Source organism: Tenacibaculum agarivorans, from assembly GCF_001936575.1.
Classification (GTDB): Bacteria; Bacteroidota; Bacteroidia; order Flavobacteriales; family Flavobacteriaceae; genus Polaribacter; species Polaribacter agarivorans.
The window spans coordinates 78,522-94,617 of the sequence record NZ_MSMP01000003.1 but is presented as its reverse complement, the minus strand read 5'-3'; the positions used below and the strand labels follow the sequence as shown (position 1 = coordinate 94,617).

The 16,096-nt window shown below is 30.1% G+C and carries 16 protein-coding genes; 11 read left to right on the top strand and 5 right to left on the bottom strand.

Translation table 11 applies throughout. The features are described from left to right. Positions 1 to 3: 3 nt before the first annotated feature. Entirely contained in the window at positions 4 to 1,200 is a 1,197-nt protein-coding gene (locus BVC87_RS03195; protein ID WP_075340906.1) for an alanine dehydrogenase, read from the top strand. Here the strand turns inward: BVC87_RS03195 and BVC87_RS03190 are convergent. Beyond that, on the bottom strand, positions 1,171 to 2,694 hold the full coding sequence (locus BVC87_RS03190) for a sensor histidine kinase (protein WP_075340905.1): 1,524 nt from the start codon (positions 2,692 to 2,694) through the stop codon (positions 1,171 to 1,173). The genes BVC87_RS03195 and BVC87_RS03190 overlap by 30 nt on opposite strands. After that, the gene (locus BVC87_RS03185; protein WP_075340904.1) at positions 2,669 to 3,394 is read right to left on the bottom strand and encodes a response regulator transcription factor; all 726 of its coding nucleotides are present in this window, start codon (positions 3,392 to 3,394) and stop codon (positions 2,669 to 2,671) included. Before BVC87_RS03185 ends, BVC87_RS03190 begins: the two co-directional genes overlap by 26 nt. Positions 3,395 to 3,557: 163 nt before the next feature. Between BVC87_RS03185 and BVC87_RS03180 the strand changes: the two genes are divergently transcribed. Genes BVC87_RS03180 through BVC87_RS03165 form a run of 4 tightly spaced genes read left to right on the top strand, consistent with a single transcriptional unit; the run spans position 3,558 to position 8,023 of the window. Continuing rightward, positions 3,558 to 5,192 (top strand): AMP-binding protein, encoded by a 1,635-nt coding sequence (locus BVC87_RS03180; RefSeq protein ID WP_075340903.1) that lies wholly within the window; start codon positions 3,558 to 3,560, stop codon positions 5,190 to 5,192. A 3-nt stretch (positions 5,193 to 5,195) separates the two neighbouring features. Next, a complete protein-coding gene (locus BVC87_RS03175) occupies positions 5,196 to 6,509 on the top strand; it encodes a ferredoxin reductase domain-containing protein (protein ID WP_075340902.1) in 1,314 nt (437 codons plus the stop codon). A gap of 21 nt (positions 6,510 to 6,530) precedes the next feature. Further along, the gene (locus BVC87_RS03170; RefSeq protein WP_075340901.1) at positions 6,531 to 7,289 is read left to right on the top strand and encodes an enoyl-CoA hydratase-related protein; all 759 of its coding nucleotides are present in this window, start codon (positions 6,531 to 6,533) and stop codon (positions 7,287 to 7,289) included. Positions 7,290 to 7,306: 17 nt separating this feature from the next. After that, entirely contained in the window at positions 7,307 to 8,023 is a 717-nt protein-coding gene (locus tag BVC87_RS03165) for a DUF6733 family protein (protein ID WP_075340900.1), read from the top strand. 91 nt (positions 8,024 to 8,114) lie between these two features. Here the strand turns inward: BVC87_RS03165 and BVC87_RS03160 are convergent, their stop codons facing one another. After that, positions 8,115 to 9,113 carry a lipocalin family protein gene (locus BVC87_RS03160; RefSeq protein ID WP_075340899.1) on the bottom strand — a complete coding sequence of 333 codons (999 nt, stop codon included), beginning with the start codon at positions 9,111 to 9,113 and terminating at the stop codon, positions 8,115 to 8,117. A gap of 214 nt (positions 9,114 to 9,327) precedes the next feature. Here BVC87_RS03160 and BVC87_RS03155 point away from each other — a divergent pair, with 214 nt between their 5' ends. After that, on the top strand, positions 9,328 to 9,693 hold the full coding sequence (locus tag BVC87_RS03155) for a DUF4258 domain-containing protein (RefSeq protein ID WP_075340898.1): 366 nt from the start codon (positions 9,328 to 9,330) through the stop codon (positions 9,691 to 9,693). Positions 9,694 to 9,695: 2 nt separating this feature from the next. Here BVC87_RS03155 and BVC87_RS03150 read toward each other — a convergent pair whose 3' ends face one another. Then, a complete protein-coding gene (locus BVC87_RS03150) occupies positions 9,696 to 10,286 on the bottom strand; it encodes a YdeI/OmpD-associated family protein (protein WP_075340897.1) in 591 nt (196 codons plus the stop codon). Between the two features lie 13 nt (positions 10,287 to 10,299). Then, positions 10,300 to 12,483 (bottom strand): ATP-dependent DNA helicase RecQ, encoded by a 2,184-nt coding sequence (locus BVC87_RS03145; protein ID WP_075341021.1) that lies wholly within the window; start codon positions 12,481 to 12,483, stop codon positions 10,300 to 10,302. Positions 12,484 to 12,629: 146 nt separating this feature from the next. Between BVC87_RS03145 and BVC87_RS03140 the strand changes: the two genes are divergently transcribed. From BVC87_RS03140 to BVC87_RS03120, 5 genes are read left to right on the top strand one after another with little or no spacing between them, the layout of a single operon-like run. Next, on the top strand, positions 12,630 to 13,601 hold the full coding sequence (locus BVC87_RS03140) for a KpsF/GutQ family sugar-phosphate isomerase (RefSeq protein ID WP_075340896.1): 972 nt from the start codon (positions 12,630 to 12,632) through the stop codon (positions 13,599 to 13,601). Next, on the top strand, positions 13,601 to 14,422 hold the full coding sequence (gene tatC, locus BVC87_RS03135; protein ID WP_075340895.1) for a twin-arginine translocase subunit TatC: 822 nt from the start codon (positions 13,601 to 13,603) through the stop codon (positions 14,420 to 14,422). Before BVC87_RS03140 ends, tatC begins: the two co-directional genes overlap by 1 nt. Beyond that, positions 14,397 to 14,744, top strand: a complete 348-nt coding sequence (locus BVC87_RS03130; protein ID WP_075340894.1) for a carboxymuconolactone decarboxylase family protein — start codon at positions 14,397 to 14,399, stop codon at positions 14,742 to 14,744. Before tatC ends, BVC87_RS03130 begins: the two co-directional genes overlap by 26 nt. Before the next feature lie 55 nt (positions 14,745 to 14,799). Continuing rightward, positions 14,800 to 15,534 (top strand): LPS export ABC transporter ATP-binding protein, encoded by a 735-nt coding sequence (gene lptB / locus BVC87_RS03125; RefSeq protein ID WP_075340893.1) that lies wholly within the window; start codon positions 14,800 to 14,802, stop codon positions 15,532 to 15,534. Further along, entirely contained in the window at positions 15,535 to 16,047 is a 513-nt protein-coding gene (locus BVC87_RS03120) for a hypothetical protein (RefSeq protein WP_075340892.1), read from the top strand. It abuts the gene before it with no gap. The last annotated feature ends 49 nt before the right edge of the window (positions 16,048 to 16,096 follow it).

Genomic DNA, 16,096 nt, shown 5'->3' with positions numbered 1-16,096 from the left:
TTAATGAGTTCTATTACCCCGTTTACCAAAGAGCAACTTTTACCGCAACCTGAAATGCTTGAAATTAAAAAGCAAAAGGGCGAATTATTTATTGGTTTACCAAGAGAAACACACCTAGAGGAAAAACGAATTAGTTTAACTCCGGATGCTGTAGCCGCTTTAGTTGCTCATGGCCATAGAGTTATTGTAGAAACAAATGCAGGTGAAGGTGCTAAATATACGGATATTGAATACTCTGAAGCAGGAGCAAAAATAGTGTATGATTCTAAAGAAGTTTTTGAATGTAACTTGGTAGTAAAAGTTGAACCGCCTTCTTTAGACGAAATTGAATTAATGAAACCTCAATCTTTTTTAATTTCAGCTCTACAATTAAAAACTCAAAATAAAAAGTATTTTGTAGCACTAGCGAAGAAAAGAATTACTGCTATTGCTTATGACTATATTAAAGATGAAGATGGGGTTTATCCAGTGTTAAAATCATTAAGTGAAATTGCTGGTATTTCATCTATGCAAATTGCTGCAGAACTTATGTCTTCTGCCAACGGCGGAAATGGTTTATTATTAGGAAACATAAGTGGTGTACCTCCTACAGATGTAGTTATCTTAGGTGCTGGAACAGTTGGTAAATCAGCTGCTAAAGCTGCTATAGGTTTAGGAGCACGAATAAAAGTCTTTGATAATTCAATTACAAAACTTCGACGTTTACAAGAGTCTATTCCAGGGCCTATTTATACATCTACAGTACAACCTAAATCACTTTTAAAGGCTTTAATGCGCTGCGATGTTGCCATAGGTGCTATTAGAGGAGTTGATAGATCTCCTGTTATTGTAACTGAAACAATGATAGAGCAAATGAAAATTGGCGCTATTATAGTGGATGTTTGTATTGATAGAGGTGGATGTTTTGAAACTTCTAAAATTACTACCCATAGTAAACCAACCTTTAGAAAACATGATGTAATTCATTATTGTGTGCCTAATATCCCTTCAAGATACTCTAGAACTGCATCAGTATCAATCAGTAATATCCTTACCCCTTACCTCTTAAATATAGCTGAGGAGGGTGGTTTTGAAAATGCTGCTAGATTTGATAAAAGCTTACGTAATGGAATGTATTTCTATCATGGAATATTAACCAATAAAACTGTTGCCGATTGGTTTGATTTACCTTCAAGAGACATTAACTTGTTGATTCTCTAGTTTTTCAAATTTATACAATGAAAAAATAAACTCACAACCTTTATTTTTTCCCTCAGAATGTATCATGATACTAGTACCATGAAGCTCTATTATTTTTTTTACGATGGCTAAACCTAGGCCTAGGCCTTTATTTTCTTTCATTTTTTTTGATGTAAACCATCTATCAAAAATAAGATCGCGTTCTAAATCATCTATTCCTTGCCCAGAATCTTTAATTTTAACAATAGTTCTATCATTTTTATCTTCTAAAACAATCGTGATATTACCTCCATTAGGTGTGAATTTTATAGCGTTATCCAATATATTTTGAATCACCCTATCTATCAACACTTTGTCAGCATAAACAAAATGTTGTATATCTAATTTACAGTCTAATTTAATTTTTATTTTTTTCTTGTTAGATAGTATGTAATATCTATTAACAACATCATTCAACAATTCACATATATTAAATGTTATTTTATTTGGTTTTAGCTGTTTGGCATCTAAATTTGAATATTCGTAAAGTTGATTTACCAAGTTAGATAAGGTTAAAGTACTTTGCTCTATTATCGTAAGAAATTCATATCTATTTTCTTCAGTTATTAAAATTTCCTTTTCATTAAGAGTTTCTGCATAACCTCTAATTAAAGTTAATGGTGTTCTAAGGTCATGAGAAATATTTGCTATCAACTCTTTTTTAAATGCGTTTATTGATTTAATTTCTTCTATATTTTGAGAAATTGTATCTGCCATTTCATTAAAAGTTGTGGCTAAAATTGATAAATTAGTTGTTGAAGCTGAAGGAATTCTACTCTTTAAATCTCCTTCTTTAAACTTATTTACATAATGTATAATTATCAATAAACTTTTAGATATTAATATAATACTGATAAAACCAATACTTAATGACAACAATGATGTTATGAGTAAAGTGGTAAGAGTTAGTTTAGAAAAATAACCTCGGAATAGATTCTCGCATATTTTTTCAAAATCGTGACTCGCTAATAGAATATATATATATCCTACTCTACCATTACTTTTAAACGAAGCTGCTGAAAAAATTTTTTCTTCATTTATATTTTTAGGGTCATCTCCTAGAATAAATTCTTGATTATTCTCAATGAATTGGTGTATCGGTTTTAAATTTACTTTACTAACAATTTCTGGTTTCTTAGAATGATCTAGCACCAAAGAATGTAGTACCTCTCCTCTATCATTCAATAAATAAATTTCAATAACTCTATTCACTGCCATCATATCATGCATAATATCATCGAATAGCTCAACATTTACAGAACCATCTTCTAAAAATGGTTCTTTATCCTTAAACTTTTCATCAATTAAATGATTCGCTATGTTCGCATTTAAACGTTGTGTAGTTTGACTATAGAATTTATCTAACAAGAAGAAAGTAACTGAAATATATACTATTCCTATGATTAGGATTATGACAAGAAATGAAAAACTTAATTTTACTACAAACTTATTAGATAATGACTGAAACCTGTTCATTTAAACGAGGTATTAAAGCTTCATTAAACTTATAGCCAATCCCCCATTCTGTTAGAATATACTTTGGATTAGCCATATCGAACTCAACTTTTCTCCTTAAGCGATTTATATGAGAATTTACAGTATGACTATAACCTTTAAAATTATAACCCCAAATTATTTGCAACAAATTAGTTCTACTGTATATTTTTCCTGGATTATTAGCAAATAATGTTAACAATTCAAATTCTTTAGGAGATAGATTAATTTTAGAATTATTTATTGAAACAATTCTTTTCGCAATATTAATATATAAATCTTCAAAAATTAAGGTTTTATTCTTTTTCATAGTTGTATCATATTCATACCTTCTAAGCACTGCTTTAATTCTTGCCATTAATTCCCTAACTCCAAAAGGTTTAGTTACATAATCATCAGCTCCTAACTCTAAACTGAGAACTTTATTTAATTCATCTGTCTTTCCGGTGAGCATTATAATTGGAACTTGTTTTTTTAAACGTATCCTTTTACAAACTTCTATTCCATCCAGTCTAGGCAAGGTGATATCTAATAAAATTAAAGAATAATCGTGTAGCAAAGCCAATTCTAATCCTTTAGCTCCATCCAAAGCTATTTCCGACTCATAACCATGGTTTAAAACATTAATTTTTAAAAGATTAGATAACGATTGATCATCATCTATAATTAAAATTCTTTTCATTCAAGAGTAGATTTATTCGGGGTAGCGCTAATTTATAAAAATAAAATGTTACACAAATTTTATACTTCTGTGATACTTCTGTGATACTTTAAAAATTTATTTGCCTCTATAAAATTGTAACTGCAGTTCTTCAATTTTAGTATTAACCTTAACTAAATAAGTCATGAAAAAATCAATTATTAACGATGATACTGAGTATATCGAGTATGTAAAAGACGATCTTCATTCCCTCAAAAAACTTGTATATCTAAATCAAATTCAAAGTTTATCTTCAGAAGATCAAAATCTTTTTATTGAATATGGAATTGCCTCAGTATATGATACTCCTTATAAAAATGTAATACATGCATTTGAAAATTGGGTGACAAAAACTCCAGAAAGTATTGCTGCAGAATTTAATAATAAAAGCATAACATATAAGCAACTTGATGATGAAGCTACAATTCTAGCATTAATTCTAAAGCAAAAAGGAATCATTAGAGGAGATAAAGTAGGATTGTATGTGCACAGATCTTTAGACATGCTAATAGGAATTATAGCTGTATTAAAATTAAGGGCTGTGTATATACCTCAAGACCCTAGAATAGTACCAAAATCTATGCTTAAAGAAATTTCTGATTTAAGCAATATAAAAGCAATACTAACACAATCTAATTACAGTGATAAGCTTAATTTTTTCAATAAAAAAAATACAGTTCAAATAGATATTGAACCACAGAAACAGAGCTACAAAAATCTGTATGGCAATATTCGTTTAATTAATCATGTGAACGATCAAGAAAATTCACCTTGTTTTGTATTATTTACTTCTGGAACTACAGGAACCCCTAATGGTGTAGAAGTCACTCACAAAAACCTTTGTAATATATTATATAATTCACCTGGAAATTTAGGTATTACAACAGGTACAAAAGTAGCGCAAATATTAAACGTTTCTTTTGACATGGCTGCTTGGGAAATTTTGGGTTGTCTTGGAAATGGTGGTACTCTACTGATTCGAAATAAAAACATAGAAGAAACTGCAAAACGAGCTAATGTCATTATTTCTACACCTACCATATTAACGACCATTGATGCTACTAAATGTAATGAAATAAAGACAGTTGCTGTAGCGGGTGAACCATGCCCAGTAATATTAGCTAACACATGGTCAAATATGTGTGACTTTTATAATTGTTGTGGTCCTACAGAAACAACAATAGTAAATACAATGAAAAAGTGTGAACCTAATAGTTTTGAACTTTCTATTGGCAAACCTACACCAAACAATACAGTATATGTGTTAGATGACAAAAAAAAGCCTGTAAAAATTGGTGAAGTTGGTATAATGTGGGCCGGTGGCGATTGTGTTACCAAAGGGTATATTAATAACGAAGATCTAAACAACACTAGATATTCGGATGATATTTTCCTTAAAAATGGAGGTAAAATGTTTAATACTGGAGATTTAGGCAAATGGAATAATCAAGGAGAATTGATCCATTATGGTAGAATAGATGATCAGGTAAAAATTAAAGGATTTAGGGTAGAATTAGATGCAATTACTAAAATCATTGAAAATTTTAAAGAAGTTAAAAGAGCTGTAACGCTAAAACACAAAAACTATCTGATATCATTTATAAGTTTAACGGATTTAAGTACTATAAATACGATTATTGATGATATTAAAAAGGTTATAGAAGAACAGCTTCCATATTACTACTTACCAAGTGAATTTAAGATTTTAGAAGAGTTACCTAAAACTTCTAGAGGTAAAATAGACAAAAGAAAAATCCGAGAACTATATACTCAATCCTAGATTATGAATAACATTGTTTTACCTCCAAAGAAAAATATGTTATATAGAATTGGTAAACATCCTTTCTTTATACCATATCGAAGATTATTTATATTAATTACGTTAGTGAACTGTTACATATTTTATAAAGGGTTATATTCATGGCATTGGTTTAATCCTGAACATGTAGCTATCTATAACATTTCTCGTGTTATTTTATTCAATTTTTCATTAGCAATTCTAATCAGGCAACAATACGTAATTAATCTATTATTTAAGGTAGCTACAAGCGTACCTAAACACTGGCCTTTATTTATTAGAAGAGTATGTGCCAAAATATATCATTTTGGTGGCTTACATAGCTCTAGTGCTACAATGGGCACGCTATGGTACTTTGTTTTTGTATGGGGAATTTATAATAGCATATCTAATGATGTATATCAAATTAGTAATCCTATTGTGATGATTACCACTTTTATTCTAGTGTTACTCGTAATCATAGTCATTATGGCATTACCTCAAATTAGAGCTAAGTATCATAACCAATTTGAAATTACACATAGAATTGGAGGATGGTCAGTATTACTTTTATTTTGGATACAAATGTTTCTATTTGTAAAGTTAGAATCCCCTTCAATTCCTTTATGGGAAAAATTAGATTTTTGGATTTTAATGACCTTAACAATAAGTGTAATTATTCCCTGGTTACGACTTAAGAAAGTAGATATTAATATAGTTAGTCCTTCTAATCATGTTGCTTTAACTTCTTTTGATTATGGTACTACTCCATTCGCAGGCTCTTCAACAGCTTTGAGTAGAAACCCTTTACTAGAATGGCATTCTTTTGCTAATGTTCCAGCACCTAATAAATCAGGATTTCGTTTAACAATTTCTAGGGCTGGTGATTGGACAGGTAAATTTATCTCAGAAAAACCTAATAAAATATGGGTAAAAGGCATTCCAACGGCTGGGGTTGGAAATGTAGATAAATTATTCAATAAAGTAATTTGGGTAGCTACAGGTAGCGGAATTGGTCCTTGTTTACCACATTTATTACTTAATGAAACACCTTCTGTATTAATTTGGTCTACGCGTTCTCCTGAGAAAACCTATGGTGAAGCACTTGTAAACGAAATAAAAAATGTACAACCAAATGCTATTATTTGGAATACTGATGAACATGGAAAACCTGACTTAGTTAAGTTGGCTTACAAAGCTTATAAAGATTTTAATGCTGAAGCTATTATCTGCATATCTAATAAAAGTCTAACCCAAAAAGTAGTCCACAGCATGGAATATATTGGTATTCCAGCCTATGGAGCTATTTGGGACTCTTAAAAAACCAAAAACTTATTAATTATGAATGTACTATTTGAACAAATAGGTAGGATTGTTATTGCCAAATTGAATCGTCCTAAAGCTTTAAATGCATTGAATTCAGAGATTATGATTGAATTAATTTCTGGACTACAGAAATATGATAATTACCCTGAAGTAGGCTGTTTTATTATTACAGGAAATGAAAGAGCATTTTGTGCAGGAGCTGATATTAAAGAAATGATCCAAAAGGATTTTTCTGAAATGTTTAATGAAGATTATTTCGGCTATTGGGAGCTCTTCTCACGTATTAAAACTCCTATAGTCGCCGCTGTTAATGGATATGCATTTGGAGGCGGTTGCGAGCTTGCCATGATGTGCGATATCATTTATGCTTCAGAAAATGCACAATTTGGTCAGCCAGAAATAAAATTAGGAGTTATTCCCGGTATAGGTGGCTCACAACGATTAACCAAATTAATCGGTAAACCTAAAGCCATGGAAATGATTTTAACTGGCAGAACTATCGATGCAATTGAAGCAGAAAGAATCGGTTTAGTTACGCAAATATTACGTAAAACAGACTTTCTATCTCAAGTAATACATATAGCTCAAACAATAGCTTCCTATTCTAAAATCGCTTTAAAAGCAGCCAAAGAAGCTACTAATTATGCTTTAGAAAGTAGTTTAAAAGATGGGATTTTTTTCGAACGAAGATTATTTCATTCTCTATTCCATACGCAAAATCAAATTGAAGGTATGAGTGCTTTCATTGAAAAAAGAACTGCAAAATTTAATTAACACATAAGAAACAAATCATGAAAAAATCAATTTTATTAATCACTTTTTTAATTATATCAATAGTATCATCAAGAGCTCAAAATAATGAGGAAAAAAAATCGAAAACTACATTTGCAATTATGCCAATACACAATAGTGGAGCTGGTTTCAATAATGTCTTTTTAGGTTCTTATGAATTAAAACCAAGAAAAAAACTGACCTTTTATAGTGTATTTTGGGTAAATCCATCATTTGGTAATCAAGGAAAAGATTTATTCTTAGAAACTGGTATAGGTTTAGGTTTTGCTTCTAAAGATGGAAAACTTTTTGTGAACCCTAGCCTTGGTTTTGGACACGGAAAACTATTATCTCAAACTGCAGGAACTAAAATAGCAGAAAGTTTTATTCCTAGTGTTTTAGCTTTATATCATTCAGGAAGGTTTGAGTTTGAAACCTATCATGCATATTATATGAGTTTACGTGGTGAAGGAAGCTCACAAGATTTAATGTTAAACTGGGTAATTCCTGGTATTAAGGTCAGTGACTCTTTTTCTTTAGGTGGATTTTACGAGCATTTAGGACAAACAAGAGTAGATACCGGAGATACAAAAACATTATATCAATTTTTAGGAGGCTATGTTAAAGCCACATTGAATAATGGTGTTTGGTTTAGATTTGCTTTTGGACCAAATATATCTAATGATAATTTAAACGCCGATGAATTCTATAAGATTCAAGCTTTTATTCCAATATAAGATTTAAATTTTGGGGGACTTACTAGAACATAGGTTTTAGTAGTTTTTAGAAGAAACCTTAAAAATTAAGGTTTCTTCTTTTTTTGTAAGATTACATCTTTTTATAGATCTGCTTACCTTCAGTTTTAGTAGCTTTATTTTTAAATGTAAGCTCAATAGTATTGTCATCAATCAATTTAAACTTGATAACATCTCTAGTATTTTTAACTTTTAATTCATTCCCCGTTTCATGCTCAAAAACACGAGTGCTTTCTAATACAAATTTACAAGTTGCATTGGTGTCAAAAGTTACTTTATCTGTATTATCTCCACTTGAAAAAGATTTAGTTGCACTTACTGATTGAATACCAGTTCCTCCAACACCTAAACCATACTTATTTAAATCTCCTTTGGTAAAGGTTGCTTTTTTCTGAAGAATAAAGATTTTATTGTCATTCTCTTTGAATTCTAAGTAAGAACCAGCTCTACAAGAACTCAAGGTGATTGGTTTCTCATTAATTTCGAAAGAATTTAAATTCCATTTCCCCTGTAATTTCGCTTTTAATTTTTTGAATTCTTCAGTTTCAGCAACTGGTGTTGTTGGATTTCCTCCTCCGGTTGTAGTATCATCAGAATCTAATACTCCTGTTACTATATCTTTTTCGTTTATAAAAACATCTTCTTGCTTGTCACTTCCATCTACACTAGTAATTATTAACTTTCCATCTTTTAACTCTGCTGTTAAACCTCTGGCGGAATTTAAACCTACTACCCCATCTTTATTGAATTCATAAGTTCCAGAAAATTGTTGTGTAACAGCACAACCTGCAGCAAATGTTCCTGTTCCTTTTTTTCTATAGTTTAAATCATATTCTGACTCTGTAAATTTAGCTACTGATGTTTTTAAACAATCAAATGATTCAGCGCTAACTTGTGTTCCATTAATTTTACTTTCTTGAATTAACCATGTTCCTATTAGTTCATTAAACACTGCTTGATCTTGATTTCCGTTATCAATTACATCCGATGCGTCATCATTACAAGATGAAAAAATAACTGTAACTCCCAATAATAAACTAAGGGCTTTTAAACTGATTGATTTTAATTTCATTGTCTTTTAGTTTTATTATAATAACAACTCTCGAAACAAATTCCCTACCAAAATAATTTTAAAAAAAAATAAAAATAAGCTCTTTTTTCTTCCATGTGAAGCATATTAAATTAGAAGTCATATAATTAACCTAAAAAATATTTAATGTTTTTTAAGCCAAAAAAATTCTTCTTTTATTTAAGATATTAATATTTTTGAGGTCTAAAATTTCATAATGCGATTACTTAAAAGATTTGGTTATTATTTAATAGGAGTAACTTTTGGTACTTTAGCTGTATCATTTTTCTGGAAAAATAAAAAAGTAACTTTTGATTATGGTATGGATGCAAGAACATTAAAAAGTATTCGAACTAAAAAAAGACTTTTTTCTGAATCAGCTCAGCAAGTAATTGATCAATATAATGTTGATACTGCCCAAATTTCCTTGATTTTAAAATCTGGTGATGTTGCTTTTAAAAAGAGTAAACCTCGTTTAAGACCTTGTGCTGAGTATTATGTAGAAGGTGAAAAACTAGATTTATATGTAATTAGATGCGATAGTACAGCAACTATAGATAAAGTTTTTATAAAAAATAAATAATTTTATTTTCTGTATTTATCATTCAAACCAATACCATTAAGTATCATTGGAATAATTTTCACAAGTCTATTTTGTTTAGTGGTCTCTCTTTTAGCTTCAGATATATATTCTATAAATTCTCTTTTTTTAGTTAGGGATAATGAATTAAATTTTTCATTGAGCTCTCTATTTTTTTCAAATTGAGAAAGTAATACATCAGGAATTTCTATTTTTTTTTGAGCTCTGTTTGGTTTTAGTTCTTTTCCTAGTTCTATATTATGCATTGCTTCTAATACATATTGCTGAATCATATTTTTATCTAAATCTTGTATTGAATTAAATCTCCATTGACGCATCGCCTTAGTTTTCCCTTCTTGAGCATTGATAAGAACTTTAAATTCATCTTTTAAAAAAACACCTTGATGAAACCATAAGCCAAAATAATTTTTAAAAGCTGACATTCCCATTATATTTTTCTTTTTGTAAATATATGCTGGTAATCCCCATTTTATATCTTCTTGTACATCTAATTCTAATAAAAATGAACGCAAAAGTTGTAACTCTTGCGTCCATTTTTCTAAATTTAAAATATATTCAGTAACTCTATCATTCATAAATGATATTATTTTAATTAGCTACATCACTTGTGAATTTTATACGCATTAAACGTAATTCTTCATCATCATAATCTCCATCAAATTCATCCATCGCTTCTTGAATTTTATCATTATCTGCTTCCATGAAGTAATCATAAATTTCTTCTTGTTGATCTTCATCTAACAAATCTTCAATAGCATAATCTATATTTAACTTAGTACCAGAATACACTATAGCTTCCATTTCTTTAATTAATTCATTCATTGCCAATCCTTTTGAACCAGCAATATCTTCTAGTGGAAGTTTACGATCTGTATTTTGAATAATATATAGTTTTAATCCCGAATTAACACCAGTACTTTTAACTACTAGATCATCTGGTCTCACTATATCATTATCTTCAACATACTGTGCTACAAGTTTGATAAAATCTTTACCATATTTTTTTGCTTTTCCTTCACCTACTCCGTGTACTTTAGACAATTCATCCAAAGTAATTGGATACTTAAGTGCCATATCGTTTACAGAAGGATCTTGAAAAACAGCAAATGGAGGTACTCCTAATTTTTTACCAACTTTTTTTCTTAAATCTTTTAGCATTGAAACTAACTTATCATCAACTCCAACAGCTGCAGACTTTGTGTTTGTAATTATTGATCCATCGTCTTCAACAGAATACTCATGATCTTCAGTCATCATAAAAGATTCAGGAGATGCTAAATACTCTTGTCCGTGTTTCGTATTTTTAACAATACCATATTGTTCTATTTCTTTTCGTATGAAATCAGCAACCAACATTTGACGAATTAAAGCCATCCAATACGCTGAAGGTTTATCTTTTCCTACTCCAAAGAAAGCTTGTTCAGTAGTCTTGTGTGATTTTAACAGTGCATTTTCTTTACCAACTAACGTGTTTACAAGCTCTTTAGCTTTATACATTTCATTGGTGTTTTTTATAACATTTAAAACGGTAACTACTTCTTCTTTTGCTTCGTGTTTCTTTTTAGGATTACGCATATTGTCATCCATATCAGCACCTTCTCCATGTACTTCATCGAATTCTTCTCCGAAATAATGTAATAAATATTTACGTCTATTCATGGACGTTTCAGCATAACCTACAACTTCTTGTAACAGTGCATGACCAACTTCTTGCTCGGCTACAGGCTTATTAGCCATGAATTTCTCTAACTTCTCAATATCTTTGTATGCATAGAACGTTAAACAATGACCTTCTCCTCCATCTCTTCCTGCTCTACCTGTTTCTTGATAATAGCTTTCCAAACTCTTAGGAATATCATGGTGGATTACAAAACGTACATCTGGCTTGTCAATTCCCATACCAAAGGCTATAGTAGCTACAACAACATCACAATCTTCCATTAGGAACATGTCTTGATGTTTTGCTCTTGTTTTAGCATCAAAACCAGCATGATATGGCAAAGCATTGATACCATTAACTTGTAAAACTTGTGCTATTTCTTCTACTTTTTTCCTACTTAAACAATAAATAATACCTGATTGACCTTCTTTTTGTTTTATAAAACGAATGATATCTTTTTCTATATCTTTCGTTTTTGGTCGTACTTCATAAAATAAATTAGGCCTATTAAAAGATGCTTTAAAGATATTAGCATCTGTCATTCCTAAAGTTTTAAGAATATCTTCTTGTACTTTTTCTGTAGCTGTTGCCGTTAAACCAATGACAGGAACGTTGTCAATTTGTTTAATTATAGCCCTCAAGTTTCTATATTCGGGTCTAAAATCATGCCCCCATTCAGAAATACAATGTGCTTCATCAATGGCTACAAAAGATATTTTTTGAGCTTTTAAAAAGTCTACATATTCTTCTTTTATAAGTGATTCTGGAGCTACATACAAAAGTTTAGTAACTCCATTAACAATATCTTGCTTAACTTGGTTAATCTCAGATTTGTTAAGTGAAGAATTCAATACATGAGCTATTCCATGAGTTTCAGAAATTCCTCGTATGGCATCCACCTGATTTTTCATTAATGCGATTAAAGGAGATACAACTATAGCTGTACCTTCTTTCATCAATGCAGGTAATTGGTAGCACAAAGATTTCCCTCCTCCTGTAGGCATAATCACAAAAGTATTTTCATCGTTTAAAATACTTTGAACTACGTCCTCTTGAAGTCCTTTGAATTGATTGAATCCAAAAAACTTTTTTAATGCATCGTATAAATTCATTTTCATAATGTTCCCGTGAGCCAAATTTAAAAATTCAAACTAATACACAAAAATAAATACTAAAAAGTTAAGTTAACTTTCTTTTAAAGGAAGATTAAGTCGGCAAAATATTCCTATTTTTGTAGCTTAGATTAAATTTTATTTTTTTGAAAAATTTAAACTCAATACTGACAAAAGCAAAAGAAACTATTGAACTTCAAAGTAATAGTATAGCTAATTTAACCAATTTTTTGGATAATTCTTTCGCTGAGGCCGTTAACTTCATATTAAATTCGACAGGACGAGTAATTGTTACGGGGATTGGTAAAAGTGCCAATATAGCTACAAAAATAGTAGCTACACTTAACTCCACGGGAACTCCTGCGGTTTTTATGCATGCTGCTGATGCTATTCATGGTGATTTAGGGAATATTCAAGTTAATGATGTTGTGATTTGTATTTCTAAAAGTGGTAATACTCCTGAGATTAAGGTTTTAGTCCCCTTAATTAGAAACTCTAAAAATAAAATCATAGCTATAACTGGTAATGCTGATTCTTTTTTAGGAAAAAATGCAGATTTTGTATTAAATTCTTACGTAGAAAAAGAGGCTGATCCTAATAATTTAGCACCAACAACAAGTACAACTGCACAATTAGTGTTAGGTGATGCTTTAGCTGTGTGCTTATTAGATTTAAGAGGTTTTACAGATCGTGATTTTGCAAAATACCATCCTGGTGGAGCATTAGGTAAACGATTATATTTAAGAGTCTCTGACTTAATTAAAAATAACGAACTTCCAAAAGTTTTACCTACAGATAACGTTTCTAAAGTAATTGTTGAAATTTCTGAAAAAAGACTTGGAGTTACTGCTGTAGTTGATTCAGACAATACAATTAAAGGGATTATAACAGATGGTGATGTAAGAAGGATGTTAAGTAAAACAACGAAGATTGATGAGTTAGTGGCCACAGATATAATGAGCCCTTCTCCTAAAACAATTAACGTTGACGCTATGGCTATTGAAGCTTTAGAAAAATTAGAGAAAAACAGTATTACACAAATTTTAGTTTCAAACGAAAACAAGGATTATTTAGGTGTTGTACATTTACATGATTTAATAAAAGAAGGAATTTTTTAATGGCTGAGAAAGAAATGTCTTTTTTAGAGCATCTTGAAGAATTAAGATGGCATCTAATACGAAGTTTTTTAGCAATTTTTTTTGTTGCTATACTTATTTTCATATTCATAAATGTGGTTTTTAATGAGGTGTTATTAGCCCATCTAAAACCTGACTTTTTAACATATCGCTTTTTCTGTAAAGCCTTTTCTTCTATAGGAATAGACACAGATTTCTGTACAGTAGAATTTAAACAAACCTTACAAGCTTTAAATCCAACACAACAACTTATGACCGCAATTTGGTCGTCATTAATTTTAGGATTTGTTGTTGCTTTTCCATACGTTTTATGGGAAATTTGGAGATTTATTGCTCCTGGATTATTAGAAAATGAGCGAAAAAAGTCAAGAGGTTTTATTTTTATCGCCTCGCTCCTTTTCTTTTTAGGAATTTTATTTAGTTATTATGTTATCATTCCTATGTCTGTTTATTTTTTCTATAACTTTTCTATAGCAGAAACTATTCAAAATAATTTTAAATTAGAAGCGTATATAAGTCTTGTTACAAATACTTTAATTGGTGTTGCTCTTTTCTTTGAACTCCCAATTTTAATTTACTTTTTATCTAAAATTGGTTTACTATCTCCTGAATTTTTAAAGAAATATCGAAAGCATGCCTTAGTGTTAGTTTTAATACTATCAGCCATTATTACACCACCGGATATAGCTAGTCAAGTTATTGTAGCTGTTCCCATTATGTTTTTATATGAGATTGGTATCCATATTTCAAAATTTGTAATTAAAAAAGAACAAAAAAATGTCGAAAAAAGTCCAAGAGTTTAATGAATATCGTTCTAAAATGAACGAAAAAATTTTAAGTGCAGATAATAAGGTTATCAAAAGAATTTTTAATTTAGATACCAATGCATATGCTGAGGGGCACTTATCTGTAAAAACAAAAGAATTACTAGGTTTAGTTGCTTCTGCTGTTTTAAGATGTGATGATTGTATTGCTTACCATTTAGAAACAGCATATAAAAACGGGGTTACTAAAGAAGAAATGATGGAAACAATGTCTATAGCTACTTTAGTAGGTGGAACAATAGTGATACCTCATTTACGTCGTGCTGTTGAGTTTTGGGAAGCATTAGAGTCTTCTGAATAATATATATCTTAACAATTAATTTAAAACTATTTACAATACAAATAGTAACTAATTTATGATATTAAAAGCTGATAACATACAAAAGATATATGGTAGCCGTAAAGTGGTGAAAGGTATTTCTTTACAAGTAGAACAAGGTGAAATTATTGGTTTGCTTGGTCCTAATGGGGCTGGTAAAACCACGTCATTCTACATGATTGTTGGAATGGTTAAACCTAATCTCGGACAAATCTTTTTAGATACTGAAGAAATTACCGAAGATGCTATGTATAAGAGAGCTCAAAAAGGTATCGGATATTTAGCTCAGGAAGCCTCTGTATTTAGAAAACTTTCTGTAGAAGATAACATTTTATCTGTTTTGGAATTTACAGATAGAACAAAGCAAGAAAGAAAAGACAGGTTAGAAGAACTAATAGAAGAATTCAGTTTAGGACACGTTCGAAAAAATAGAGGTGATTTACTTTCTGGTGGAGAACGAAGAAGAACAGAAATAGCTAGATGTCTAGCTTCAGATCCTAAATTTATTTTACTAGATGAACCTTTTGCAGGAGTAGATCCTATTGCTGTTGAAGATATTCAAAGTATTGTAGCTCACTTAAAAAATAAAAATATAGGTATCTTAATTACCGATCATAACGTACAGGAAACTTTAGCTATTACTGACAGAACATACTTAATGTATAATGGAAGTATTTTAAAAGAAGGAACTCCCGAGGAATTAGCAGCCGATGAAACTGTTAGAAAAGTATATTTAGGAAAAGATTTTGAGTTGAAAAAGAAAAAGTTCTAAATGCGTATACGCAAACGTAGCCGTTTTAAAATTTATCATATTTTCTTTATACTCGCTATATTATCATCTTGTTTAGCCTTTTTTCATAATGCCACTGGAAATATTTTTGAACAAGGTATTACCGAACAAAATACTATTGATAGAAAAATTCTTTTTAGACATGTACTAGCTAGATATTCGGATATTTATGGCTTTCTTTCAATTATACTTGTTTTTAATGGAACACTTTATCAATCTATAGATCTTTTAGAATGGAAACTATATAAAAAAGCACTAAAGTTCAAAGTATTCTCTGTCACTCTTCTCTTTATTGTTGTCACTTTTTTTATTCTGTTAACAAAATATGATGCAAACGGATTTTTAACGCGTCCTTTTTTTAAAAATGAAAAAGCTTTAATAAATCTTATCAGTGCCGTTGATATTCCTTTAGCATTTTTAGTTGCTACACTAATTATTACCCCTGCCTTTAGTATAATTACAGTATTGATTCATAAACCAAAATTATTCAACTAACCTTAATTTCCTGTGTATTCACACTTACTCTAACTTTTGCTATCCAACA